Origin of the sequence: Oceanobacillus iheyensis HTE831 (assembly GCF_000011245.1) — a bacterium.
Lineage (GTDB): Bacteria > Bacillota > Bacilli > Bacillales > Amphibacillaceae > Oceanobacillus > Oceanobacillus iheyensis.
The window spans coordinates 2,256,413-2,282,296 of sequence record NC_004193.1 but is presented as its reverse complement, the minus strand read 5'-3'; the positions used below and the strand labels follow the sequence as shown (position 1 = coordinate 2,282,296).

General features: G+C 35.3%; 24 protein-coding genes. 15 read left to right on the top strand and 9 right to left on the bottom strand.

Annotated features, from left to right (window positions below; genetic code table 11):
- Nucleotides 1-151: 151 nt before the first annotated feature.
- Together OB_RS11520 and OB_RS11515 are read right to left on the bottom strand one after the other, a co-directional pair.
- Nucleotides 152-1,624, bottom strand: coding sequence for a sodium:solute symporter family protein (locus tag OB_RS11520; protein WP_011066636.1), 1,473 nt, complete (start codon nt 1,622-1,624; stop codon nt 152-154).
- Nucleotides 1,621-1,803, bottom strand: a complete 183-nt coding sequence (locus tag OB_RS11515; protein WP_011066635.1) for a hypothetical protein — start codon at nt 1,801-1,803, stop codon at nt 1,621-1,623. Before OB_RS11515 ends, OB_RS11520 begins: the two co-directional genes overlap by 4 nt.
- Before the next feature lie 214 nt (nt 1,804-2,017).
- On the opposite strand from OB_RS11515, the gene OB_RS11510 reads away from it, so the two are divergent.
- Nucleotides 2,018-2,860 (top strand): YtnP family quorum-quenching lactonase, encoded by an 843-nt coding sequence (locus OB_RS11510; protein WP_041544226.1) that lies wholly within the window; start codon nt 2,018-2,020, stop codon nt 2,858-2,860.
- Nucleotides 2,861-2,908: 48 nt separating this feature from the next.
- Here OB_RS11510 and OB_RS11505 read toward each other — a convergent pair whose 3' ends face one another.
- Nucleotides 2,909-3,223 carry a PepSY domain-containing protein gene (locus OB_RS11505; RefSeq protein ID WP_011066633.1) on the bottom strand — a complete coding sequence of 105 codons (315 nt, stop codon included), beginning with the start codon at nt 3,221-3,223 and terminating at the stop codon, nt 2,909-2,911.
- 166 nt (nt 3,224-3,389) lie between these two features.
- Between OB_RS11505 and OB_RS11500 the strand changes: the two genes are divergently transcribed.
- Together OB_RS11500 and OB_RS11495 are read left to right on the top strand one after the other, a co-directional pair.
- Nucleotides 3,390-4,460, top strand: coding sequence for a M42 family metallopeptidase (locus OB_RS11500; RefSeq protein ID WP_011066632.1), 1,071 nt, complete (start codon nt 3,390-3,392; stop codon nt 4,458-4,460).
- Nucleotides 4,461-4,512: 52 nt separating this feature from the next.
- Nucleotides 4,513-5,025: a DUF84 family protein gene (locus OB_RS11495; protein WP_011066631.1), complete on the top strand. Its 513-nt coding sequence runs from the start codon at nt 4,513-4,515 to the stop codon at nt 5,023-5,025.
- Nucleotides 5,026-5,158: 133 nt separating this feature from the next.
- Here the strand turns inward: OB_RS11495 and OB_RS11490 are convergent, their stop codons facing one another.
- On the bottom strand, nt 5,159-5,599 hold the full coding sequence (locus tag OB_RS11490) for a YtoQ family protein (RefSeq protein ID WP_011066630.1): 441 nt from the start codon (nt 5,597-5,599) through the stop codon (nt 5,159-5,161).
- Nucleotides 5,600-5,692: 93 nt separating this feature from the next.
- Between OB_RS11490 and OB_RS11485 the strand changes: the two genes are divergently transcribed.
- The 7 genes from OB_RS11485 (at nt 5,693) to OB_RS11455 (ending at nt 13,057) form a co-directional block, all read left to right on the top strand.
- The gene (locus OB_RS11485; protein WP_081427515.1) at nt 5,693-6,085 is read left to right on the top strand and encodes a thioredoxin family protein; all 393 of its coding nucleotides are present in this window, start codon (nt 5,693-5,695) and stop codon (nt 6,083-6,085) included.
- A gap of 17 nt (nt 6,086-6,102) precedes the next feature.
- On the top strand, nt 6,103-6,909 hold the full coding sequence (locus tag OB_RS11480; RefSeq protein ID WP_011066628.1) for a DUF1444 domain-containing protein: 807 nt from the start codon (nt 6,103-6,105) through the stop codon (nt 6,907-6,909).
- A 17-nt stretch (nt 6,910-6,926) separates the two neighbouring features.
- Nucleotides 6,927-7,535, top strand: a complete 609-nt coding sequence (gene ytpR, locus OB_RS11475) for a YtpR family tRNA-binding protein (RefSeq protein ID WP_011066627.1) — start codon at nt 6,927-6,929, stop codon at nt 7,533-7,535.
- 145 nt (nt 7,536-7,680) lie between these two features.
- Nucleotides 7,681-10,158: a DNA translocase FtsK gene (locus tag OB_RS11470; RefSeq protein ID WP_011066626.1), complete on the top strand. Its 2,478-nt coding sequence runs from the start codon at nt 7,681-7,683 to the stop codon at nt 10,156-10,158.
- A 397-nt stretch (nt 10,159-10,555) separates the two neighbouring features.
- Nucleotides 10,556-11,872, top strand: a complete 1,317-nt coding sequence (murC, locus tag OB_RS11465) for a UDP-N-acetylmuramate--L-alanine ligase (protein ID WP_011066625.1) — start codon at nt 10,556-10,558, stop codon at nt 11,870-11,872.
- 235 nt (nt 11,873-12,107) lie between these two features.
- On the top strand, nt 12,108-12,521 hold the full coding sequence (locus OB_RS11460; protein ID WP_011066624.1) for a DUF948 domain-containing protein: 414 nt from the start codon (nt 12,108-12,110) through the stop codon (nt 12,519-12,521).
- A 20-nt stretch (nt 12,522-12,541) separates the two neighbouring features.
- Complete coding sequence (locus OB_RS11455; RefSeq protein ID WP_011066623.1) at nt 12,542-13,057, top strand: YtxH domain-containing protein; 516 nt, start codon at nt 12,542-12,544, stop codon at nt 13,055-13,057.
- A gap of 54 nt (nt 13,058-13,111) precedes the next feature.
- On the opposite strand, the gene OB_RS11450 is transcribed toward OB_RS11455, so the two are convergent.
- Entirely contained in the window at nt 13,112-15,223 is a 2,112-nt protein-coding gene (locus OB_RS11450) for a cell division protein FtsA (RefSeq protein WP_011066622.1), read from the bottom strand.
- 156 nt (nt 15,224-15,379) lie between these two features.
- Here OB_RS11450 and OB_RS11445 point away from each other — a divergent pair, with 156 nt between their 5' ends.
- From OB_RS11445 to motS, 4 genes are all read left to right on the top strand, one after another.
- Complete coding sequence (locus OB_RS11445) at nt 15,380-16,453, top strand: bifunctional 3-deoxy-7-phosphoheptulonate synthase/chorismate mutase (protein WP_011066621.1); 1,074 nt, start codon at nt 15,380-15,382, stop codon at nt 16,451-16,453.
- Between the two features lie 500 nt (nt 16,454-16,953).
- Nucleotides 16,954-17,952 (top strand): catabolite control protein A, encoded by a 999-nt coding sequence (gene ccpA / locus OB_RS11440; RefSeq protein ID WP_011066620.1) that lies wholly within the window; start codon nt 16,954-16,956, stop codon nt 17,950-17,952.
- A gap of 103 nt (nt 17,953-18,055) precedes the next feature.
- Nucleotides 18,056-18,883 (top strand): flagellar motor protein MotP, encoded by an 828-nt coding sequence (gene motP / locus OB_RS11435; protein WP_011066619.1) that lies wholly within the window; start codon nt 18,056-18,058, stop codon nt 18,881-18,883.
- Nucleotides 18,873-19,628, top strand: coding sequence for a flagellar motor protein MotS (gene motS, locus OB_RS11430; RefSeq protein WP_011066618.1), 756 nt, complete (start codon nt 18,873-18,875; stop codon nt 19,626-19,628). Before motP ends, motS begins: the two co-directional genes overlap by 11 nt.
- Nucleotides 19,629-19,758: 130 nt before the next feature.
- On the opposite strand, the gene OB_RS11425 is transcribed toward motS, so the two are convergent.
- From OB_RS11425 to OB_RS11415, 3 genes are read right to left on the bottom strand one after another with little or no spacing between them, the layout of a single operon-like run.
- Nucleotides 19,759-20,946 (bottom strand): acetoin utilization protein AcuC, encoded by a 1,188-nt coding sequence (locus OB_RS11425; RefSeq protein WP_011066617.1) that lies wholly within the window; start codon nt 20,944-20,946, stop codon nt 19,759-19,761.
- A complete protein-coding gene (locus OB_RS11420) occupies nt 20,943-21,590 on the bottom strand; it encodes an acetoin utilization AcuB family protein (RefSeq protein ID WP_011066616.1) in 648 nt (215 codons plus the stop codon). Before OB_RS11420 ends, OB_RS11425 begins: the two co-directional genes overlap by 4 nt.
- Nucleotide 21,591: 1 nt before the next feature.
- Nucleotides 21,592-22,245: a GNAT family N-acetyltransferase gene (locus OB_RS11415; protein WP_011066615.1), complete on the bottom strand. Its 654-nt coding sequence runs from the start codon at nt 22,243-22,245 to the stop codon at nt 21,592-21,594.
- Between the two features lie 134 nt (nt 22,246-22,379).
- On the opposite strand from OB_RS11415, the gene OB_RS11410 reads away from it, so the two are divergent.
- On the top strand, nt 22,380-22,850 hold the full coding sequence (locus OB_RS11410; protein WP_011066614.1) for a VOC family protein: 471 nt from the start codon (nt 22,380-22,382) through the stop codon (nt 22,848-22,850).
- A gap of 51 nt (nt 22,851-22,901) precedes the next feature.
- Here OB_RS11410 and OB_RS11405 read toward each other — a convergent pair whose 3' ends face one another.
- A complete protein-coding gene (locus OB_RS11405; RefSeq protein ID WP_041544222.1) occupies nt 22,902-25,829 on the bottom strand; it encodes a transglycosylase domain-containing protein in 2,928 nt (975 codons plus the stop codon).
- Nucleotides 25,830-25,884 lie beyond the last annotated feature (55 nt).

The following is a 25,884-nucleotide window of genomic DNA, read 5'->3' as shown; positions in this document are numbered from 1 at the left end:
ATGTAATTGGAGTAACAAGACGAAAATGTTTCTCAAAACAAAGATAATTGATCAAAGATGCCTGTTGGTTTTAAGAGCTTTACGTTATGCCTTGAGATGCTAACATTATGTAGGAAAAGAACAAGTACCCCCCTTGAATAGGATATTTTTATTAGGCATTGATTCTTTTCATTTCATTTTTAATATAGTCGATAAATTCATCAGCTTTTTGTTTAGGAGCTTTCGTTAGTAAACTAATAACGATAAATAATATGGTCGATACGGATAATCCCCAAAGACCAGAAGCTATCCCTAATGGATTTAACTGAAAAATCTCTAAAATACAAACAAGTAATCCAGCAATAATCACACTGGATAGAACACCTGCAGCAGTTCCTTTTTTCCAGAAGAAACATCCTATAATTGCTGGAACTACAACGATAAGTCCCGCTGATGATGCCACTGATAAAACTGCGATGAGATTTAATTGTAACTCTGCAAATAAAAATGCAAGAATAGCAATAATAGGAATTACGATTTTTCCTACTTTTAATTGAGTTTGATCATTACTATTTTTTCGAATGTTACCATAGACGTCTTTTGCAAACAAAGATGACACGGTAAGTAAAATAGAGTCAATTGTTGAAATAGCTGCTGCCATAATACCAATCATTACGATGACTGCTAATACAGAAGGGATAGCGTCTGATGACAGAATGAACGGTGTTGCGAGATCAGCATTTTCCATACCTGGATTTAAGATAAAAGCAGTGAATCCCCACGTAATTGCAACAATCGTATAAATAAATCCAAATATCATAAAACCAATTAACATTTGACGCATACTTTTTAAAGAAGCAGGCATAAACAATCGCTGACTAACTTGCGGATTGGAAATACTAAAGAAAAACCAAGGAATGGTTAACCCTAAAAATGTCCAAAAGCTAAAAAATCCATTACCTGGAACGGTTAACATCTCTGGACTGTGAGTTTCTAATTGGCTAAAGAATCCACTGATACCACCTAATTTATTAACCAAGAATATAACAACCAGTGTAGAACCGATAATCATAAATAAAGATTGTAATGAGTCTGTCCAAGCAACTGAACGTATACCGGCTATATATGAAAAGACAATAGCTAAAAGTGTTGCGATAATTACTCCAGTGCTAAATGTAATTGCTTGATTTGACACGCCTTGTAGTAAATATCCAATCCCTGCTAGTTGAACAGCACTATAAGGAATTAGAAATAATCCATTAGCGATAGCAACAGCAATGGCAACACCTCTATGTTGATACCGATCACCGAGCATCTGTGATGGTGTAACATATCCGTATTTTTTTCCAACGAGCCAATATCGAGGGCCGAAAAAAGCAACGAGGGAAACCCCCATTAAATAAATTAATTCAAACCCTAAAGCTCCTACACCACCACTGTAAGTTAAACCTGCTAGTCCGACTAACATAAAGGCACTATATGTAGTTGCACTATAACTAAGAGCAGAAACAAATCCGCCTAGCTTTCTATCTCCTAAAAAATAAGAGGTCATATTGGATTGTTTTCCTTGTCGAGAAAGTAATGCAATAATGATTGCAATAACAATATAGATAACTATTCCAGTCCAAATCATTGTTGTATTCATTTAAATTTACCCCAATTCTTTGTCAAAGTGATATTACAGATAACAACGATTAATGCTAGAACAATCCAAATAAAAAAACTACCATACCATTTATCAATATTTGTAAGTAATGTAAATGGTAAAGAGAATGCTAATAACACGATGACACCAATTAATATAGCCCATTTTTTCTCAGTCATTTCGAAAGCTTCTCCTTTCAACTTAATCTAATGATTGTGAAATTATTCACAATACAATGCGATTTCTTACATTTAAAACTCCAAAAATAATCATAGCAGACCGTACACAAAATTGCCACATTTATTTTAAAAGAATAAAATTTAGGTAATTGGTAGCGTTTGCAATTAAGGTTTACATTATATAAACTAGACGGGGGAAGGGGAGAGATTGAAAGTGGAAACTCTACAAATTGGACGGGCAAAATTAACCTGGTTAAATGGAGGAGTAACGCATTTAGATGGAGGAGCAATGTTTGGGGTTGTTCCGAAACCACTGTGGTCAAAAAAATATCCTGTCAATGATAAGAATCAAATTGAGTTACGAACGGATCCGATATTATTACAACTGGATGGAAAAAATATATTAATTGATTCTGGAATCGGCATAAATAAGTTAACTGAAAAACAGAAACGTAACTTTGGAGTGAGAGAAGAATCAAATGTAGTGGGTTCCTTAGAAAGTTTAAATCTAACAGTAAATGATATTGGAATTATATTAATGACCCATTTGCATTATGATCATGCATGTGGATTGACGGAAACTCTAGAAGAAGGATATCAGAGTGTATTTCCTCATGCGGATATCTATGTGTCACAAATAGAATGGGATGAAATGCGTAATCCAAATATTCGGTCGATAAATTCTTATTGGGAGATGAATTGGAAACCAATTGTGAAACAGATAGTCCCTTTTGAAGAAGAAATTGAAATCTTACCTGGTTTATCGATGATACATACTGGCGGACACAGCGATGGTCATTCTATAATCCGATTTACGGATGGGGAGTATACATTCACGCATATGGCCGATCTCATGCCAACGCACGCACATCAAAGTGCGTTATGGGTATTGGCATATGATGATTATCCAATTGATTCTGTGCATCAAAAAGAGAAATGGATGGAAGTTTGTTATAAAGAAAAATCGTGGATTACGTTTTATCATGACGCCTACTATAGAGCAATAAAATTCGATGAACATGGTGAAAAGTTGAACCATGTTGAAAGAAATCGATAATCTTACGATGAAAATGCTGTCAAACTAAGTTCGACAGCATTTTTTGTATTACACAGCTTCTTTTGTGTCTATTACAGCACCAGTTTCAATATCTACATAAAACTCATATTGTTTATTATCGCCATCTATATTGCGGGTTACTCCACCTCGGTAGACGTCATATAATAAACCATTTTTCTCAATTTCTTCTGGCTTCATATAAATCCAGGAACCACTAATTGGACCTTTACGTTTAAACATTTCCTTCGCTTGATTTAATGCTTTTTCTGGTGTGATTTTTGTTTGTTTGCTAACTTGTTCTCTTGCTATATAACCAATTGCAACACCAACTGCTGCAGCAAGAAGTACATTTTTTCTACTCAAATTGTTCACCCCTACTAACTATAATTTATTGAAGGATTTAGTTGTAAGTATACAGGAAACGAATTAAAAATGACAACGATTTGATATGATTACTGGAAAGATTTTGACTTTTTCAGTTATACTACTAATTAGATGTTACATAGCATTAAAAAATAGAAAGGGGAGTATGAGAGTGGAGAGAGAAACGCTATCGCTTTTTAAAACATTAACGGAACTACAAGGTGCACCTGGTAATGAACACCCGGTACGTAATTTTATGAAGGGTGAATTAGAAAAATATTCGGATGAGGTTATACAAGATAATCTAGGCGGAACTTTTGGTGTGAAGCATGGGAATGGACCTAGAGTTATGGTGGCAGGTCACATGGATGAAGTTGGATTTATGGTCACACAAATTACAGATAACGGCATGTTACGCTTTCAACCACTTGGTGGTTGGTGGAATCAAGTTATGCTTGCACAAAGAGTTCAGGTTATGACTGCAAACGGACCGGTTATTGGGGTTATTGGTTCGATACCGCCCCATTTACTTACGGAGGCGCAACGCAGTAAACCAATGGAAATTAAAAATATGCTTATTGATATTGGTGCAGACGATAAAGAAGATGTAAAGAAAATAGGTGTAAAGCCAGGCGACAGTATCGTTCCAATCACACCATTCGAGCCTATGGCCAATGAAAAAAAGATTTTAGCAAAAGCTTGGGATAATCGTTATGGATGCGGATTAGCTATTGAATTGTTAAAAGAGTTACAAAATGAACAGCTACCAAATCAGCTATATTCTGGAGCAACGGTACAGGAAGAAGTTGGACTTAGAGGAGCACAAGTAGCGGCAAATATGATTCAACCTGATGTGTTCTATGCATTAGATGCATCTCCAGCCAATGATGCTTCTGGAGATAAACAAGCATTTGGTCAATTAGGAAAAGGAGCATTACTTCGTATATTTGATCGAACAATGGTAACACATAATGGTATGCGAGAATATGTACTTGATACTGCAGAAAGCAATAATATTCCATATCAGTATTTTATCTCACAAGGAGGAACAGATGCAGGTCGTGTACATCTTGCTAATGATGGAGTTCCCTCTGCAGTAGTCGGAATTTGTTCACGCTATATTCACACTTCAGCGTCTATTATTCATGTAGATGATTATGCAGCTGCAAAAGAATTGCTTATAAAATTAGTTAAAGGTACAGATAGTTCCTTCGTATCCCAATTAAAAGAAAAATAAAGAGATGAGCAGTTGCCTTTAGGTAGCTGCTCTTTCATAGGAGATTATTAATATGCAAATACAAGTAGGATCACAAAATCCAACGAAAATTCAAGCAGTAAAAGAAATGTTTCCAAATATAGATGTAATCGGAGTTCAGGCAGAATCAGGAGTGAGTGCGCAACCTTTTAGTGATGAAGAAACTAAATTAGGAGCTATTACCAGAGCGAAATATTGCGCCATGAATAATCCATATACAATTGGAGTAGGTCTCGAAGGTGGAGTTATGTATATAGACAACGAGTTGTATCTCTGTAACTGGGGAGCATTAGTTACACCTGAAAATGATATCATTACAGCTAGTGGCGCAAGAATAAAAATCCCTAATGATGTCGAAGAGGGCTTATTAAAAAATATAGAACTTGGAGAATTAATGGATACATATGCGGAAAAAAAGGATGTTAGTAAAAAGGAAGGCGCAATTGGTATTTTCACAAACCAACTGATTACTAGGAAAGAAATGTTTCGTCATGTCGTCACTTTGTTAAAAGGTCAATGGATGCTATTAAATAGCAACAACCATTAATGAAAGAAATTGTAATGATTTACCGTCTACACATGTCCGGTTATATTCAAGGGCTTTTAGCTGGCTGATGCCCTTGCTATACCACCATTCAGTAAGGGGAAGTATGAACCTCCCCACTGAATGAAGTTCTACTTTATTCATAAATATAAGCAATAACTTCTAAAGCTTGTTCAACCGTCTCAACGGTTACATTTGCTTTATTGGAAATTTCTTTTAAAGGATGAATTAAAGATTCTGGTCGGACGATAATCGTTGGTTTTCCTAATGTAAGTGCAATGCTAGCATCCATTGCCGTATTCCATTGTTTATAGGACTCACCGAATAAAGCAATAACAATATCAGATTTAGAAAGAAGGACTTGTGTACGAAAATTATTAATACTCGATGCTGCATCATCTCTATGTAAATTACTCGGTTGTTTGCCGATTACTGTCTCACCAATATCATCGGATCGATCATGGGTCGTTTGCGGAGACACAAAATGAAGAGGTAAATTCTTCGATTTTGCTATTTTTTCCACCTCATCTCTCCAATTATCATGAATTTGTCCAGCTAAATAAACCGTTAATTCCATGTAAACCCCTCCTAATTTAATCTATTTCTCATAGTAAACGTTTTTCAATAATTTGAAAAGTAAGTCGCTATCACGATATGCTCAACTAGTGCTATGTATGGTATAATCACGATAATTGAAACGAATTACAATGCAAGCTATGATAGGTGTAGAAAGGAAGTAGATTACATGAAACTATTAGAAACGAACGAACAATTTGAATCCTATAAACAAGAGGGTCCAGTTATTTTTATGTTCACTGCTGGATGGTGTCCAGATTGTAGAATAATAGAGCCTATTTTACCGGAAATCGAACAACAATTTAATGAATATCAATTTGTAGAAATAAATCGTGATGACTTTATCGAAATATGTCAATCCAATAATGTGTATGGGATACCAAGTTTTTTAGCATTTGAAAATGGGAAAGAACTTGGCCGGTTTGTCAGTAAAGACCGAAAAACAAAAGAAGAGATTGAACACTTTATTCTCAGCCTTAAAGAATAGTCGGAGGAGGAATTTTGATGGCTAAAATGACAACTATAAAAATGAAACGACTCCTCGAAGATCGTTTGAAAAATCCGGAGTATCGTATCGTATATAAACGAGATGATGATGCTCTCCGTATTGAATGGAGAGATTCTGGACAAGGGATGACTGTGTCACTCCCTAATCTTATTACCAAATACAATAATCGTGGTGATATCGCCATTCAAGAAATGGAAGAACATATTATAGAAGCTTTAAAGATAATGAATGAAACGCATCATTTACAAGGGATGGAAAAGCACATATTTCCTGTATTACGATCTCCGTCTTTTCCGATAGAAACAAAAGCTGGGAAGAAACTAATTTATAAGGATCACACTGCCGAGACGAGAGTTTTTTATGCTTTAGACTTAGGGAAATCGTATCGTCTTATTGATGAAGAATTATTAAAAGAAGAAGAATGGACCTTGGACCGTTTAGATGAAATTGCTAGCTTTAATGTCCGCTCATTATCACATGAAGTAAAGAAAGACCAGGTAGCTGATAATGATTTCTATTTCTTAGCAACTCAAGATGGCTATGATGCTAGTCGTATTTTAAACGAAGCATTTCTAGAAGAGATGAAAGCAAATGCGCAAGGTGAATTAACAGTAGCTGTACCACATCAAGACGTGTTAATTATTGCTGACATACAAAATAAAATGGGTTATGATATTTTAGCGCAGATGACAATGAAGTTTTTTGCTGAAGGACGAATTCCAATAACATCACTTTCCTTTGTGTATGAAGATAGAAAGTTGGAACCTATCTTTATTTTAGCGAAAAACAAACCAGAAAAATAAATAGGAGCTGAATAACAATGGATGTATTTTATAATCCAAATGGAATTGGTGATGTATTACTCATCCCATTAAAAGACGGTAATCGATATGAAATGGAATCAACTAATTATGACAATGTAACACGAATAACTTCTGCTGACGGAGAATTGCTTGGATATAATATTTTCCAAGCTTCCCAAGTATTGGACTTACCAAATGGAAATGGACCTATTCGTTTAAGTGAAGATTTATTAGAAAAAATACGAAAACTCTTTAGGGAAAAAGGCATTAAAGACCCCCTTGATTTTGATTTGACTCCGAAGTTTGTAGTAGGGTATGTGACCACGAAAGAACCCCATGAAAATGCTGACAAACTAAGTGTATGTCAAGTTGATGTGGGAACAGAGAAGTTGCAAATTGTTTGTGGTGCACCAAATGTTGATGCAAACCAAAAAGTGGTAGTTGCTAAAGTCGGTGCAACGATGCCAAGCGGAATGAAAATTAAAGACTCCGAACTCCGAGGAGTACCTTCAAACGGAATGATTTGCTCCCAAAAAGAATTAGGAATCCCTAATGCACCAAAAGAAAAAGGAATTTATGTATTGGATGATTCTTATAACGTGGGAGAAGAATTCAAATTGTCTTAACACATGCCCCCTAAGCTATTATTGCAGGGGGATTTCTTGTGTCATTAGACCACCATTCTCCCACATCGAATGGATGATTCCAAATAGGTTGAAAAACTGATAAACTAAGCATGTACGATCTTTTAGAGAAATGAGTGAATATGAAATGTGGGAACAATGGATAGAAAAATTAAAAAATGTATTTACAAAAGAAGTTGAAGTCGAAGAGACGATTGAAGTTGAAGTAGATAATCCTGAGCCAAAGTCAGAAGTAAAGGCAAGAATGACTTATCAGTACCCGTCTCGATCTTCATTTAAATTTCCTGTAATTCCCGATGAGACGGAAAAAAATCAAACGAATCACCAGACATATGAACCTGCTTATAAAAAACGACATTCCCAACGCAGTTTAAGAAGGGAACAAGAAGAAACAAAGCAAGAACAAAATCAAGTTCAAGTTTCAGAACAAAATCAAGTTCCAGATCAAGATCAAACATATACTTATAGAAAATCTACCAGTAACTATAAAGAAAACCAATTTATAAGATCAAATGATGAATATACACAGACGACGGATAATAATGGTAGAAAGGTATACAAGAAAAATCCAGATATTCCTTTCCAACCAACAGACGTACCATCACCAATCTATGGATATCAAAAAAGATATTCTACATCGATTGATGATATACCAGCTTTCCAACGTAAAAAAGAAAATCATCTTCATGAAGATACCGAAGTTGTTGAAGATAGTAACAAAAATAAAGTCGGGAATCATTTGTTAGTACAAGAGAAGGAAGAGGATCAGCAAACTTCATCGATAGAAAAAAAGGCAGAAGATAATAGTCTAGCTACGTTAGATTCTAAGCCACCAGAAACTGAGAGTTTTGCAAATAATGAAGCTGCTTCTACGACGGAACCAGCGGAACCAGTTGTTACACAAGAAGAAGAAAAACCAACAAATGATAAAAAAATCAACCCGGTGGATGATAATCAGAGTAATCAGGCATATAGAAAGCACTCTGCTCAGAAGAATGCTACACCATTCAATGTAATGATGACTCCAAGAGATAAAAAAAATATGCATGAACAGAAAAAAAGGGAACAGACACACTCTCGATTAATGGAATCTGAACGCAAGCGAGAAGCTGCATTACAGCAAGCGCAACAAAAATTGAATTTAGAGAATGGGCAAAAAAATGTAGTGAAAGAAGAAACACCCGCAGAAAATACGAAAGCTAACCTATCGATTCCATACCACCTATTGGATGACCCCATCCGTCGTACGGAAGATGATAGTGTTTGGTTGAACGAACAACGGGAACTGTTGGAAAAAACATTAAAGCATTTCCAGGTGAAGGCAAAAGTAGTTCATGCAACGCAAGGTCCTTCTGTAACCCGTTTTGAGGTACAACCTGAAATGGGGGTTAAGGTAAGTAAAATAAAGAATTTAGCGGACGACTTAAAATTAAATATGTCAGCACAAGATATTCGTATAGAAGCACCAATACCGGGGAAAAACACAGTAGGAATTGAAATACCAAACCGTCATGCTGAGATGGTCGGTTTGCAATCAATTTTTGAAAGTACATCATTTAAAGAGAGCAGATCACCACTTAGTATAGCACTTGGTTTGACAATTGAAGGAAATCCAAAAGTGACGAATATACAAAAAATGCCCCATGGCCTCATCGCTGGGGCTACTGGATCAGGAAAAAGTGTGTGTATAAATACTATATTAATCAGCTTAATCTATAAAGCAAGTCATGAAGATGTGAAGTTTCTGCTTATTGATCCTAAAATGGTGGAGCTTGCCCCCTATAACGGTATCCCGCATCTAGTATCCCCGGTAATTACAGATGTCAAAGCAGCAACGCAAAGCTTAAAGTGGGCTGTTAATGAAATGGAAGACCGGTATGAACGTTTTGTTGAGGAAGGTGTTCGGGACATTGAGAGATATAATCAGAAAATGATTAAGCAAGGCAGAATTGATAAGAAGATGCCATTCATCGTTATTGTAATTGACGAGCTTGCTGATTTAATGATGATGTCTCCACAAGATGTCGAAGATGCCATTAGTCGGATTGCGCAAAAAGCACGAGCTTGTGGAATTCATTTACTGTTAGCTACACAGCGTCCTTCTGTTGATGTAATTACTGGTTTAATCAAAGCAAACATCCCAACAAGAATTGCTTTTAGTGTATCCTCACAAGTGGATTCTAGAACAATCATAGATTCTAGCGGTGCAGAAAAGCTTCTCGGTAAAGGTGATATGTTATTTGTTGAAAATGGTGCTGGGAAAAGTGTTCGATTACAAGGACCATTTGTGTCCGATGACGAAATTGAAAGAGTTGCGACGTACGCAAGATCAATTGCTGAGCCGAATTATTTATTTGAACAAGAAGAGCTATTAGAACAAATTACTGTTGATGAAGAGGAAGATGAGCTTCTACAAGAAGCGATATCATTTGTAATTGCTCAGAATGGTGCGAGTACGTCACTACTGCAAAGACACTTTAAAATTGGGTATAACCGGGCTGCTAGATTAATAGACTCTTTAGAAAGTCGAGGAATAATATCTGGTCAAAACGGTAGTAAACCTAGAGAAATACTAATTTCTAAAACCCAGGCGGATGACATGTAAAAGAAATGGTGATAAATTCATTCCTAGTAATAGTTAGCCATAAGATGCATTAAAAAAATAATACGGGAAACTCCTCATAGCTATTAAAGCTAGTGTAAGAACATCTTACCTAGTAATTGTATACACTGGGGTAAAGAGTGCGAGAACTGTTTTGAATAAAACCAAGGATTCGTTATATATGTAGGTGTATCCTGTATTATATTTAAAAGTAATAAACAGAAATGTAGAGCAAAAGATAAATGTATAAAGAAGCATAAAAGGTGAAAACTGGAAAAACATACGGAATAAATATATTTAAGTTTGAAAGAGATCGATTTTTTGCTATAATGTACCGGTATGAAAAAGTACTAAACATCATAAGAATGAATGATTGTAAGAACATGTTGGAGGTTCGTTTATGACAACTTACCATTTTATAGGTATAAAAGGAACTGGAATGAGTGCACTTGCACAAATTCTTCATGACTCTGGAGAAAAAGTGCAAGGATCTGATTTTGAAAAGCGTTTCTTTACTCAAGAAGCGTTAGAGCAAAAAAATATTACTATTTTACCGTTTTCTAAAGAAAATATTAAAGAAGATTATACAATAATTGCAGGTAATGCGTTTTCTGATGATCATATTGAAATTCAGAAGGCTAAAGAGCTTGGATGTAAATTTTACCGTTATCATGAGTTTCTAGGTGAATGGCTAAAACAGTACACAAGTATTGCAGTCACTGGAGCGCATGGGAAAACTTCAACGACTGGTTTGTTATCACATGTTTTAAAATCTGCTTATCCAATCTCCTATTTAATTGGGGATGGAACTGGCAATGGTCATGTAGATAGCGAATATTTTGTTTTTGAAGCATGTGAGTATCGTAGACACTTTTTAAAATACGAGCCTGATTATGCGATTATGACGAATATTGATTTCGATCATCCAGATTACTTTACAAGTTTAGATGATGTCGTTGATGCATTTCAGTCTATGGCAGATCGAGTTAAAAAGTGTATTGTGGCATGCGGTGATGATGAACAATTACAAGGAATTCATACAAAGGTACCTGTCATCTACTATGGTTTTAATGATTCTAATGATTTTCAGGCACAAAACGTAGTAGAAACAGCAAATGGCACTGAATTTGACGTATTTGTACGGAACACCTACTATGATCACTTTATAATTCCTACGTATGGAAATCATACGGTATTGAATGCACTGGCTGTTATTGCCATTTGTCATTATGAAGGGATTTCCGTTGAGCATATGAAACAATTGGATACCTTTGAAGGAGTTAAACGTCGATTCACAGAAAAGGAAATAGGATCACAAATTGTTATTGATGATTATGCACATCACCCTAAAGAAATATCTGTTACAATAGAGTCTGCAAGGAAAAAATATCCAAATAAAAATGTGGTAGCTATTTTCCAACCACATACATTTACTCGTACAAAAACATTCTTAAAAGAGTTTGCAGATAGTCTAAATGAAGCGGATAATGTATATCTGTGTGATATATTTAAATCGGCACGTGAAGATTCAGGACAGTTAACCATTAATGATTTGCAGAAATTAATTCCTAACAGTCAATTATTATCTTTAAAGGAAACAGAAGTTTTACAAGAATTTAAAGATAGTGTTCTAATATTTATGGGAGCGGGAGATATTCAGAAATTCCAGGCTGCTTATGAAGAAACAACTACTAAATCAACAAATTTTCAAGATTAATTATGAACCGAGCTTTAGAAAATAAGGCTCGGTTTTTTGTATTTTTTAACATGAAAATGTTAGTATTTGTACAAATTATGGGAAATAATATACAATGGATGTACAGTTCAAATAGAAATTACATAGGTTTATAAAATTGAATTTCGGGAATAAAACGAACAAGATACTAATAAGCCCTTATACATTTGAGCTGTATAACCTGAACAACCAACATAAAAGGAGCTGATTAGAAAAAATGGAAATCATACTATACATTGCCGCAGGGATTGCAGCTCTTGCTTTTGTAATACTGGTGGTTTATGTAATTATTACACTTAAAGCAACAAAGCAAACACTAAATGATGTTTCAGGTACATTGCAAGGGCTGGAAAAGCAAATGCAAGGTGTAACATCCGAGGCTACACAATTATTAAATAAGACGAATCGACTTGCAGAAGATATGAATCAAAAATCATCAAAATTAGATAGTCTGTTTGAAAGTGCAAAAGGAATTGGAAATACGCTTCAAGATTTTAATCAGACATTAGCACATCTATCAAAAATTATTTCTAAACATTCGAAAGAAGATCAGGAAAAAGCAGCACAAGCAGTTAAATGGGGTGCATCGCTGTTTGAATTCTGGAATAACAGAAAGAATAAATCGAAATAATACTTAGGAGGTAATACGATATGGCTGATAATCAAGATAATAATCAAATTAACACGAAGGACTTTCTTATCGGATCACTAATAGGAGGACTAGTTGGGGCATCTGCAGCACTACTTTTTGCTCCGAAGTCTGGAAAAGATTTACGTGGTGATATAAATGATGGTGCTGTACAAGTGAAGCATCGTGCAGACGGATGGAAAATTGTTGCTCAAGAAAAAGGCTCAGAGTGGAAAGATAAGGCATATACAACATCTAAAGAATTTAAGAAGAAAGCGATGGATACAACTTCAGATCTTTCAAAATCAGTTGCATCAAAATCACAAGATTTTACAGACAATGTAAAGAAGAAGGCTTCTGAATTTAAAGATAATGCAGCTGAAAAAGTAGGAGAAGTGAAAGAAGACGCATCAAATAAGAAAAAAGAAATTCAAGCAGATGCAGAGATAAAAAAAGCAGAGTTGGAAGTTGAAGCAACAAAGAAGAAAGCAGAAGCAAAAAACACATCAAAAAAAGAAGCACAAGAAGTTAAAAAATAAGTGGTAAATAATAAAAGGCTTGGAGGTATTAATACCTCCAAGTCTTTTATCTTTTTATTTGATTTCTAGTCGATCCCCTGGATGGATCGTTTCATCAAATGAAGACGGTTGATCGTTTCGATAGATTTTAAATCCAGGATCTAGATTATAAATATCTAATGAGATAAAACGAAAAATATCTTGAAAAATAAATGGTTTTAGGACGTCTTCCTTTAATTGAATGTGATCTCCATTATATAGTAAAGAATCTTTAGCCAATTGCTCATGATTTCGATATACCCATGCAATTGGCTGACTTATAACAAGAGGTTGGTTATTAAACATAATTTCACATGTTTGTTCCATCTTTATATCTAATTGATGTAAAAGATCAGATACAGATGGAGATATAAAGGATGAAATCTCCAACTTATCATTAGTAGAGATAGTGGATTCTTTTGTACCTTTTCGGCCATTAATATGGATAGTTGTTATTGCTTCTGGAATTGTAAATTCTCGATTATTCACATATACGTTAAAGTCATCTTTTGTAGGAATTGATTTTAATTCTATAAAATCTAGTACCGTTAGCTTTTCTTTCCACTCTATTTTATCTTTATCTAGGATAATATAGTCCATACTACGTTCTAGTCCATTAACTAATATTTTTGTAGGAAGTGTAACAAGCTCTTGTCCATAATAAATAGTTAGTTTAGGTGGATCGATAATTTCATTTAACTGTAAATGAGGAGAATTACCTGAAGCTCCTGTTTGTACATCAATAATATCGCCGTTTTTTACGGAATCATCAATGGACGCTAATTCCGAATTAACATATATTACAGGAGGCTCCCCAGCAGTTCCTGGGATAGCTAAGTCTCGTCCGTTTACGACTATGGAAATATCTGTTCCTGAATTTCCATATAGTTTATTTGTATCAATTCCTGACTGAATAATACAATCTCCTACCGTTAATTTTTTCATTTCAAACATACGAACACGATTCTTATTCACAGTAACTGTCACATAATGAACTGGATTTTGGCTGGCTGCAATTGCAATACCAATAGGAGTTACAAAAGCCGGTCCTTGTGGTGTGCGAGCAGTCTTACTTAAGCTTGCAATGGCTTCAATGCCTCTGATCGCCACTCTATTTTCAGGTAATTCTAGGTTGGCAGCAATGTTTTTGCTGAGTTCGGGAGTTAAACTTCCTCCTCCAACAAGCATGACAGCACGTGGTACTTTTTCATTTAGTCTGAGGATTTCTTCTGTGATTTGATCAGATAAATGATGTATGGAAGAACGAATATCCTCAACACATTGATTGTAGGTAACATTTGTCTCAAAACCCAATATATCTTCTATCTGTGATTCACCATCATTAACAATTTGGCGTTTCATTTGTTCTGCTTTCGGAAAATCTAATAAGTAATGATCACTTATTGCTTCTGTGATTTCATCTCCGGCAACAGGAACCATACCATAAGCAATTACCGTTCCTTGGTCAGTTAGTGCAATATCGCTTGTACCGGCTCCAATATCGACCAAAGCAACATTTAATCTTCGCATAGATTCTGGGATTAATACTTGTATAGCCGCAATTGGTTCTAAAGTCAATGCTTCCATTTCTAATTCTGCGCGTTGAAGTGCAGCCAAAAGAGATTCAACTACGACTTTCGGTAGAAACGTAGCGATAATATGTACGGTTGCAGTATCTCCTTGTTGATCAATAAATGATCCGATGTCCTCATTATCTAATTGATATTTTAGTACAGAATACCCGACGCAATAGTGCATTATAGTATCCTGATTTTCTTCGATCACTAGATTGCGTTGAGCTTGTTGAACAGCTAAAAGTTCCATGTGTTTTATTTCTTCTTGGTTCGTAATTGGTTGATTATTAAGTGTGATAGTTGCTTTTGCCTTTGCTGTCTTTAAAGAGCGTCCAGCAGCTGCTACACAAGCAGTTTTTAACGTAAGACCATTTCTTTCTTCTAATGTTTGCTTTACTTGTTTGATCACTTCAGCTACAGCAACAACATGATGTATCTGACCATCTCGCATGGACCGTTCTGTATGTTCTATTTCTACATAATCGAAGACTTCATAAGTGCTTTCTTCCATTTCTAATAAAATACCAGTAACGGAGCGCGTACCAATATCTAGTGCAAACATGGTATGAGGCATAGGTATAAAGCTCCCTTCTTTCTCGTAAACTATTGATATAATTATATCATTCTAAATTTATTATAAACTTAATGGTGACAAATGAAAAAATTTTAGCTATAATTGTCTCTAATTATTCGAAAAGAATATAAATTGTATCTTCAAGGAGCGTGTCAAATGAGTAATGAAATGGACCAACTAAGACAGCAAATGGATGATATAAATCTAGAAATACTAGATTTAATCAATCAACGTGCAAGTGTTGTACAAGAAATAGGGAAATTAAAAACGAAACAGAGCATTATTCGCTTTGACCCAGTTCGTGAACGAGAAATGCTAGATTATATTAAAGAGAATAATAACGGGCCATTCCAAGATGCTACGTTAGAACATATATTTAAAGAAATCTTTAAAGCAAGTTTAGAGTTGCAGGAAGATGATCATAGTAAAGCTTTATTAGTATCACGTAAGAAGAAACCAGAGAATACTGTAGTTAATTTAAAAGGAAAAGAAGTTGGAAATGGTGAATTAAGTTATGTTTTTGGACCATGTGCAGTTGAGAGTTATGAGCAAGTTGCAGCTGTAGCTCAATCGGTAAAAGAAAAAGGCCTAAAACTACTTCGAGGTGGAGCATTTAAGCCTCGTACTTCTCCGTATGATTTCCAAGGTTTAGGAGTAGAAGGGTTACAAATACTTAAAAAAGTGGCAGACGAATATGATTTAGCAGTAATTAGTGAAATTGTGAATCCTGCTCATATTGAAGAAGCAATCGATTATATAGATGTTATTCAAATTGGTGCTAGAAATATGCAAAACTTTGAATTACTTAAAGCAGCAGGCGATGCGAAAAAACCTGTATTATTAAAAAGAGGACTTTCTGCTACCATTTCAGAATTTATAAATGCCGCAGAATACATTATGTCTAGAGGAAATGGGGACATTATCCTTTGTGAACGTGGTATTCGAACATACGAAAAAGCAACAAGAAATACATTGGATATATCAGCAGTACCAATATTAAAGAAAGAAACGCATTTACCAGTTATGGTGGACGTTACGCATTCCACTGGTCGTAGAGACCTCTTGCTGCCAACAGCAAAAGCAGCAATAGCGGTTGGTGCAGATGGTGTAATGGCAGAAGTACATCCTGATCCTGCAGTAGCATTATCTGATTCTGCTCAACAAATGGATATTCCAACTTTCGATCAATTCTATAAAGAAATTAAAGAAGTAGAAGGTCGTTTGAAATAAGCAAATTTATAATTGTGTACTGAAAAATGCTCCTCTTTAAAAAGTTTAAAGGGGAGCATTTTGGCATATGTAAAAGGAGACAAATTTATCTCATGTGTAGTAATAGACGGATATGTAATAGTCTTAATAGGGAATACTGTGTGTAAATCTCTCATTGTGTTCAAACTACTTAGAGAATACCTTTAACTAGAGGAGAAATTCAAACAGAAAGTGTTTTTCATTTTTTAATTAAATCTAACAGTAAATGTTAAAAAACTTGATTCAGTAGTTAGAAACTGGTATTTTTGACAAGAATGAAAACAGTTATGAAAAATTTTCATTTTGTTTACATGAAAACTTTGTAATTTTTTTCACGTTAGAGTATCATATATAGAAAGAACAGTGGATATTGTCATTTTGTCAGTTTAGAAAGTATAAATATTCTTTACTACATGATCGCAAATGAAGCTTGCACCACTAGATTTTGGTGATGAGTGAGTGTCTAATAGGAGGTATATATAATGAATGTGACTATTTACGATGTAGCAAGAGAAGCAAATGTCTCCATGGCTACGGTTTCTCGTGTGGTTAACGGAAACCCGAATGTGAAACCAACAACAAGAAAGAAAGTATTAGCAACAATTGAACAACTTGGATATCGTCCCAATGCTGTAGCAAGAGGGCTTGCAAGTAAAAAGACAACAACTGTTGGAGCGATTATTCCTGATATCTCCAATATATTCTTTTCAGAACTAGCGCGTGGGATTGAAGATATTGCTACCATGTATAAATATAATATAATTTTGAGTAGTTCGGATCAAAACAAGGATAAGGAATTAGAATTAATTAATACCATGCTGGAAAAGCAGGTTGATGGAATACTGTTTATGGGTGGTAATATTTCAGAAGAACATATTCACCAATTTCAAACTTCGTCAGTTCCTGTCGTATTAGCTTCCACATATGATCCAACAGATACTATTCCTTCAGTGAATATTGATTATGAACTTGCTGCATATGAAGCAACAAAGCAATTAATACAAAAAGGAAATAAGCAGCCTGCATTAGTTGGAAGTAAAGCAGACACTAGTGTAAACAACTTGAAAACCAGTGGTTATCTAAGAGCGTTAAAAGAAGCAAATATAGAAGTAAATGAAGATTATATATATAAAGATGAGTATGCTTATCAAACTGGAATTGAAGCAGTAGAATATCTTATAGGTTTAGATGACCAGCCTAATGCTGTGTTTGTTATGTACGATGAAATAGCATTAGGAGTTATCCATGGAGCTCAGGATAAAGGACTTGATGTGCCTAATGACTTAGAAGTATTTGGCTTTGATAACATTCGCTTATCAACAATGGTTCGACCTACATTGACAACTATCGTACAACCAACATATGATATAGGCGCAGTAGGGATGCGATTGTTAACGAAATATATGAACAAAGAGCAAGTCGATGAAAAAAATGTTGTTTTACCTCATCGAATTGAGTTTAGAAACTCAACAATTCAATAATAATACCGATAAAAGGTATAGATGAATAGAAGTTCAAAAGGTTATCTTATAGGTAACATTTTGAACTTCTCTTATGTCAGAAAAGCTATGGGAGAATGATTAGATGACAAAACGTGATTTATTAACTCCACTTGGTATTACACTTGGATTTACAATGATAATGGTAGCAATTATGTCTAACAGTGGTTCTGAAGGAATATCATCATTTGCAGATATTTCATCTATATTTATCGTGATAGGCGGATTAACTGCATCCATGCTGATAACGTTTAAAATGGAACAAATTCGACTGACAAAAAGAGTATTAAAGGAAGCATTTCACAAAAGCCAACGGTCCATTCCTCAACTAATTCAATTATTTATTCATTTATCAGATCGTGCTAGAAGAGAAGGAATTCTTGCCTTAGAAAATGAATTGGATGAAGTAGAAGATCCATTTATTCGTAAGGGTATGATGTTAGCGGTAGATGGTGTAGAGCCTGAAGTAATTACAGATATATTAACGGCAGAAATTACTGCCATGGAAGATCGGCACTACAAAGGACGTCAGTTAATTGAGAAAGCAGCGGAATATGCTCCTGCATGGGGGATGATTGGTACCCTTATAGGTTTAGTGCTTATGCTGAATAAGTTAGCTGAGCCTGCATCGTTAGGTCCCAGCATGGCGGTAGCATTATTGACTACCTTGTATGGCACTGTCTTAGCTAATCTATTTTTCACTCCAATGGCTGGAAAACTTGAGTCTAAGACGGAAGAAGAAGTATTTATAAGACAGATAATTATTGAGGGTATAATTGGAGTACAGTCAGGCCAAAATTCACGAATTTTAGAAGAAAAGCTCAGTGCTTTTTTAACTGAAGAGGATATACAAACAGAGAAAAATAAAATAAATGAAAAGTCCTACGCTGGAGAAAAGTTAAATGAAGCGTAGATCTATAAGGCATCAGTCGAAAAAAGGTGCTCCAAAGTGGATGGTCACATATTCTGATATGATAACACTCATTCTAGTATTCTTTATCTTATTATTTTCTATGTCGCAAATTGATCAAACCAAGTTCGATCAAGTAACAGAATCCTTTCAAAACCGTATGATACTAGATTTCTTGCCTTCAGCTGTACCTTTGGAGAATCCGACAGAAAGTACTGGTGAAAATAGTGAGGACGGTAAAATCGATGAAATTGAACCAATATATCTCGCTAATGAAGAAGAAGAAAAAAGTACGGATGAACTTGATGAACTAATGATGAATGTGTCGCAATACTTAGAAGAAAATAATCTTAAAGATGTTATTACTGCGAACAGAAATGAGCGTGGAGTTGTTCTTGTCTTACAAGAAAAAATATTATTTGAGTCAGGAGAAGCTGAAATATTAGAGGAAGCAGGACCTTTTCTAAATCATATTGGTACCTTGTTAAGTGAATTAGATAATCAAGTAAACGTTGAAGGTCATACCGATTCTAGACCAATATCTAATTATCGATACCCTTCTAACTGGGAATTATCCGGTGCAAGAGCCAGTAGCGTTGTTCGTTACTTTATAGAAGCTGAATCGCTTCATATGTCAAGGTTTTCAACAGTTGGATATGCTGATACCGTCCCGTTAGAACCAAATTCGAATGAGGCTAATATGAGTAAGAATAGGCGTGTGGAAATTATAATATTAGATAATGATTGAAAAATTATAGTCGAAGGAGAATCAGTTAATAGAAAAAAAGATAGAGTAAAGATAGACGGCTCGTAGATATCTTGTTTTCTCACAAACAGAAAGGGGGGAGAGCATGCCCCCCTTTAATTGTGAACTAATTTTACTTTTGCTTTGCCGATAAATTATTTGAATAATTTATCGGTTTTGTATATTTTAATAGACTTTGTAGTAACTGATAATTTTTCTCTGTAATTTCATCCTTCCTAGGAATATATGGTTGAATATCCTCAAGATCTTGCCATAAGTGGGGTAGTTCAACGGATGATTGCTCTTGCCATTTTTCTAACCATGTTGTAGGCAATTCACCATAACTAACTTTATTGTTTTTCATTACATTCCATATTTGTCCCCAGGCTCTAGGGATTACTCTCCACATATCATAGCCGCCACCACCTATAGCAATCCATTTACCGTCACAATATTCATGAGCAAGTTCATGGGCGATTCGAGGAATCTCTTCAAATATACGCATCGTTCCACATAAATGAGTGAGTGGATCCAAGCAATGAGCGTCTACTCCATTTTGAGTAACAATAATATCTGGTTTAAAAAAAGCAGCAATTTCTTTGAATGCGGTTTCATATAATGCTAAAAATGATTCATCCTGCGTGAACGCATCAATCGGTAAATTAAAGGTATAACCATGGCCTTCTTTAATACCGCGTTCGTTTATATTACCTGTTCCGGGAAATAAATATCTACCAGTTTCATGGATGGAGAAAGTACATACATTTGGATCATCATAAAATGCAGATTGAACCCCGTCCCCATGATGTGCGTCTGTGTCAACATAAAGAACTTTAAAATTGGTATGTTTGCGAATATATTTTATAGCTACTGCGCTATCATTATATATACAAAATCCGGAGGCACGACTTCTAAAACCATGATGCAGTCCCCCTCCTAGGTTTAATGCATGTGTATAATTATTATTTAATACAGCATCAACTGCTGCTAATGTACCGCCTACTAAATAGCTAGCTGCCTCATGCATTTGAAAAAAAGCAGGGGTGTCCTCTGTTCCTATTCCATACTCTAAAGCACTTTCTTCTGTAATTTCTCCACTTCCAGCTCGTTTGACTGTTTCCATATAGTTAGGATGATGAAATAATAATAATTCTTCCTCAGTGGCCAATCGAGGAGATATTAAATCATGATTACTTAATACTTGATGAGCTTCCAATAACTCTTTCGTTAAAAGCACTCTTTTTTGATTAAATGGATGGTTTTCGTGAAAGTGGTATTTCAAATAATCGGCTGAATATACAAAACCTGAAGTACCAGTCATCGTTTCGGCTCCGCAATATTATTTGGCCACAATAATGGATATCCAGCTTCTCGTAAGTCTTGTATGATCGGCATGGGATTTAATGTTTTTACACGAAATACCAATATTTTATAATCTGGATCTTTATAAGGGTAAATGAGAACGGATACAATATTAATTTTTCGTTTACCAAAAATAGCTGCAACCTCAGGTAGAATCCCTGGTTGATCTGGTACTTTTACTTCAACAAGAGAGCTTTGGACATGTGTCCCAGTTAGTTGAATTAATGTATATAACATATCTTTTTCCGTTACAATTCCAATAAGTCTGTTGTTACTAACGACTGGTAAGCAAGCAATTTCTCTATCATAAAAAATAGCTGCGATTTCTTCTACAAAATCCATCGGATGTATTGTAATAACTTGCTTGGTCATAATTGAATCAATGGTATTATTTAATATACCGATATCTGGTTGCTCAAAAAAAGTAGATGGACTAGCATCTCGTACATCACGATCAGAAACAATTCCAATTACTTGAAAATCATCATTTACAATTGGTATATGGCGAATCTTATGCAGTTGTAATAATTGCAGGGCATCGTTAATGGTTGCTTTTGGCGGAAGCGTGATAACCTCCGTTTTCATAATTTCTTCAACTAACATGTTAAAGACCTTCTCTCATATTTCTGTATTTTGATCTTCCTAAAAAACGTAATTCATCAAACTGTTCAATTGATTTCTGGCTAACATTTTTACCTATTCGTACCATTAAGCAGTTTGCAGGGTGGGAAATAATTTCTGGATCATCAGTTGGTGCTGGTAATAGACCTCCTGCAGCCATCATTTTTTCCATCACTTTACGATATTCCCATATACTTAACTTTGTACCATCCAAATCCCAATGCCAATAATACTCTGTTGATATAACAATGTAATTTTCCATATATTCATCCATCATGGATATTTTTAATAAGTTAGATGCTACTCTTGCACCGCGATATGAGGGGATAATTTCAATGGCTCCTAATTCAATAAGGTCTTGCATTTTAAAAGCAGACCATCTTTCTAATGGATCAGGATGAAGGTAGGTTACATATCCAATTATGGTATCTTCTGTTCGCACAATAATAATTCTTCCTTCAGGGAATTCAGCAATATCCAATAAAGCATCAAATTGTTTGGGAGCGGGACGAAAAGCTGTGAGTTCAGAATGAAATTCATATTTTTCTAGTTCTTTACGCGGAATAGGTCCTTCAATAGTAATTTCTCCAAGATTCGTTGAATAGGAGATAGAATGGTGTTTCTTTGTATGTTCCATTAATTCACCACCTGTAGTAATACATAATATTTCAATTTCTATTATACAGGAAACCCAAAACTGTTTTTAGTATTTTTTGAAATTTATATAAAAAAATAGTACATTAAGGACATCAAACATTAAGGAGTATGACTATGAATCGATTAAATTTAGTTACTTTGGGTGTTCGTGATATTGTAAAAAGCTATAATTTTTATCGGGAAGGATTAGGATTTGATGTGAAAATATACGGGGATCCTGAAGATCCAGACGTTGTATTTTTTAATAATAACGGTTCAAAAATTTCCCTTTACCCGATGAATTTATTAGCTGAAGATATTTATAAACAAAACCCACCATCAATAGAAAAATCAGCCTTTAGTGGAGTAACATTAGCGTATAATGCGAAATCAAAACAAGAAGTAGATGAGATATTTATGTTGGCAAAAAATGCGGAAGCAACAATCCTAAAGCTACCTGAAAAAGTTGAATGGGGAGGATATAGCGGTTATTTTCAAGATCCAGATGGACATTTATGGGAAGTTGCTTACGGGGATATGTGGGAATTTGATGAGCAAGATATGTTGATAATAATTAGCTTTAAACAAAAAACACCCTCTAATTAGATTGAAACGGTAATTAGAGGGTATTTCTTATCTTCTTAACAAAAGATAGTATTATTCTTCATCAGAGCTTGATTCTTCGTTATTATTTTCATCAGTTTCTTCCTCAGAATTTTCTTCTTGATTCTCATCATTGCTATTGGAGTCTTCCTCTGAGTCATTCTCTGACTCCTCATTTGTTTCGTTATCAGGAGTCTCTTCTTCTTTATCTGATGTCTCACCAACAATAACTTCACTGGAATTATCGGATTCTTTACCAAAATAATCGACTGCACGTACAATATATACTCCGTTATCATTTCCGATTTCATAACTTGTAGAAGTTGTACTACCGATTTTTTTGAAGTTACCACCTGGTTCACTAGAGCGATAAACACGATAACCGACTACATCATTACTAGAAGATGAGTTCCAGGTCAAATTACTTCCTGATTTCTTCAAGGAAGTTGGACTTGCGGGAGCCTTACCATCGTCTTCGATAGACGAGCCTACAGAACCACTTGGAGCAGCAATTTTTTCCCATTTATCTCTTTCTGTTCTTGGATAGAGTTGACTAATATCATTGAGATTATTATAGCCTTTACGTTCCAACCATTCGGGATTGAACATTAATCCATCTCCTTCTACAAATTCAGAAGGTGTATTTGAACCAGCCTTTACCGATTTTCCGTTTACTACAACGTAACTACCAGAAATTAAGCTATCGTCTTCTTCCGATGGAGCAAATTTCTCATTGAATAAATCAGTTTTCACTAACCCTGCCTGCTCACAAAGTTCTGATGGAAGCATACCTGAAACTGCACAATAACTACGTTCGACGATTCCGCCAGGACGTTCAAAGCGATCAGTAGGTGTAACTAACTCCGGATTTTCATTTGCGGCTGCATTAATCAGTTTTGCCCAGAGCTGCAAGTTTCTATGGCTATAAGAAAGGGGATGATTCTGTGCATTAATCGAATACGGAGTATCGTATCCAATCCACGTCCCCAGTGTAATATTTGGATTGGTACCCATAAACCAAGCATCATGATAGTTTTGGGAGGTACCTGTTTTTCCAGCCCAATCGACACTTGTATTATTTAACTGGGAATTTAAATAACCGGCAGTACCGCTTGAAACTACGCCTCGCATCATATCAAGTGTTAAATAATTTGTCTGCGGACTAAATATGTCCACTGGTTCGGATTCATGTTCATAGATGACCTCCCCGTCAGGATTCATAATTTTTTCAATCATATACCCATCTGAAAATTTGCCGCCATTACCAATCGTACTATATGCGTTTACCGTTTCTTCTACACTAATACCATAATCCGTTGCACCCAAAGCGAAAGAAAGATTATAGTGATCACCTTCTGTTAGCGAAGTAACTCCCATTTTTTCCAAATAATTTGCAGCTGGATCCTCATTAACTATTCTCATATACGTATCGACAGCCGGTATGTTGTAGGAACTTTCCAATGCTTTACGAGCGGATATCATACCATAATTTCCGCCACCATAGTTTTTGGGGGTCCAATTTCCAAATGTTCTAGGATAGTCTGCAATCGGTGTCCCTGGTTGTACGACTCCAGCTTCCATAGCAGGTCCATAGACAAGAATTGGTTTGCTTGTACTTCCAATTGATCGTACTGTATTAAATGCATAGTTGTTCGAATGGTCTTCATCATGCCCTCTTCCACCAACAAAGGAAATAATGCGACCGCTGCTATTTTCAATCATTACTGCACCGGTTTGTATTCGTTCTGTTACTTCATATGATTCGCCCTCATCATTGGTTTTCGTAAACGTACGATCGTAACCATAATTTTCATAGTTACGGGCTACTTCTTGCATCACATCATAGATTCCTTTATCGATCGTCGTATGAATTTCATAACCATCCATACGCATAGCGCGTTCCGCTAGTTCTTCATACTCTGCTTCGAGATTTTCATCTTCATCCAGCTCTTCTTTTGTGATGTCATCTTGTTCCATCAGAACATTTTTAATAATATTTTTTGCACGTTTTTCAACTTCGAATGTAAGGTAAGGATATTGATCTATAATGGACGGTTTTCCATTGGTGAAATCTTGTGCAATATCATATTCTAGCGCTTCGTTCAGTTCTTCATCTGTTATGTAGTTCATTTCATGCATACGACGTAGAACTGTCTTCATTCGATTTATTCCGGGTTGCAAGCCATCTTCATCTTTTAATTCACCGCTATTTAAAAAAGGTGTATAAACAGAAGGGCTTTGTGGTAATCCAGCTAAATAGGCAGCTTGTGATAGTGAGAGTTCATTTGCATTCACACCAAATATTCCTTGTGAAGCTGTTTGAATCCCTGCGATATTACGACCAGAAGAATTACGACCATACGGAATAATATTCAAATAAGCTTCCATTATTTCATCTTTCTCGAAGAATTGTTCTAACCGCATTGCAAGTAATATTTCTTTTGCTTTTCTTTCAAACGAAACTTCATTTGTTAGTATTTGGTTTTTAATTAATTGCTGTGTTAATGTACTACCTCCTGTTTGAATCGAAGAGTTGGTAAATTCTTGTACCATTGCTCTTAAGATCGCTTTAGGAACAATTCCTTCGTGCTCCATAAAATATTCATCCTCAGTAGCAATTACAGCATCGATTAAAACTGGAGATACTTCTTCCAATGTAGTATCTTCTCGATATAAATCAGAACGTATATCGCCTGCATATACTTCACCAGCAAAGTAAATACTAGATGTCTCTGAATAATTGTAAATATCCATCGCCATAGATTCTTTATCACGAATAGGTTCGTCTTTTACTAAAGATGCGAAGTAACCTAATCCGATACCTCCAACTAAAAAGAATCCGATGAACATGATAACGCAGGCAAATAAGATAATATTCCAAATAACATCATATGTAATTCTAGAAGTTCGTTGGACGATACCTTCATGCCACCAACGCTTTAATGTATCCCAAAAACGTAGTAGTTTTTCTTTCATATTCATGTATAGACCTCCTAAATTCTCTAAACTATTATAGCATATGACATATTTTTTAGGA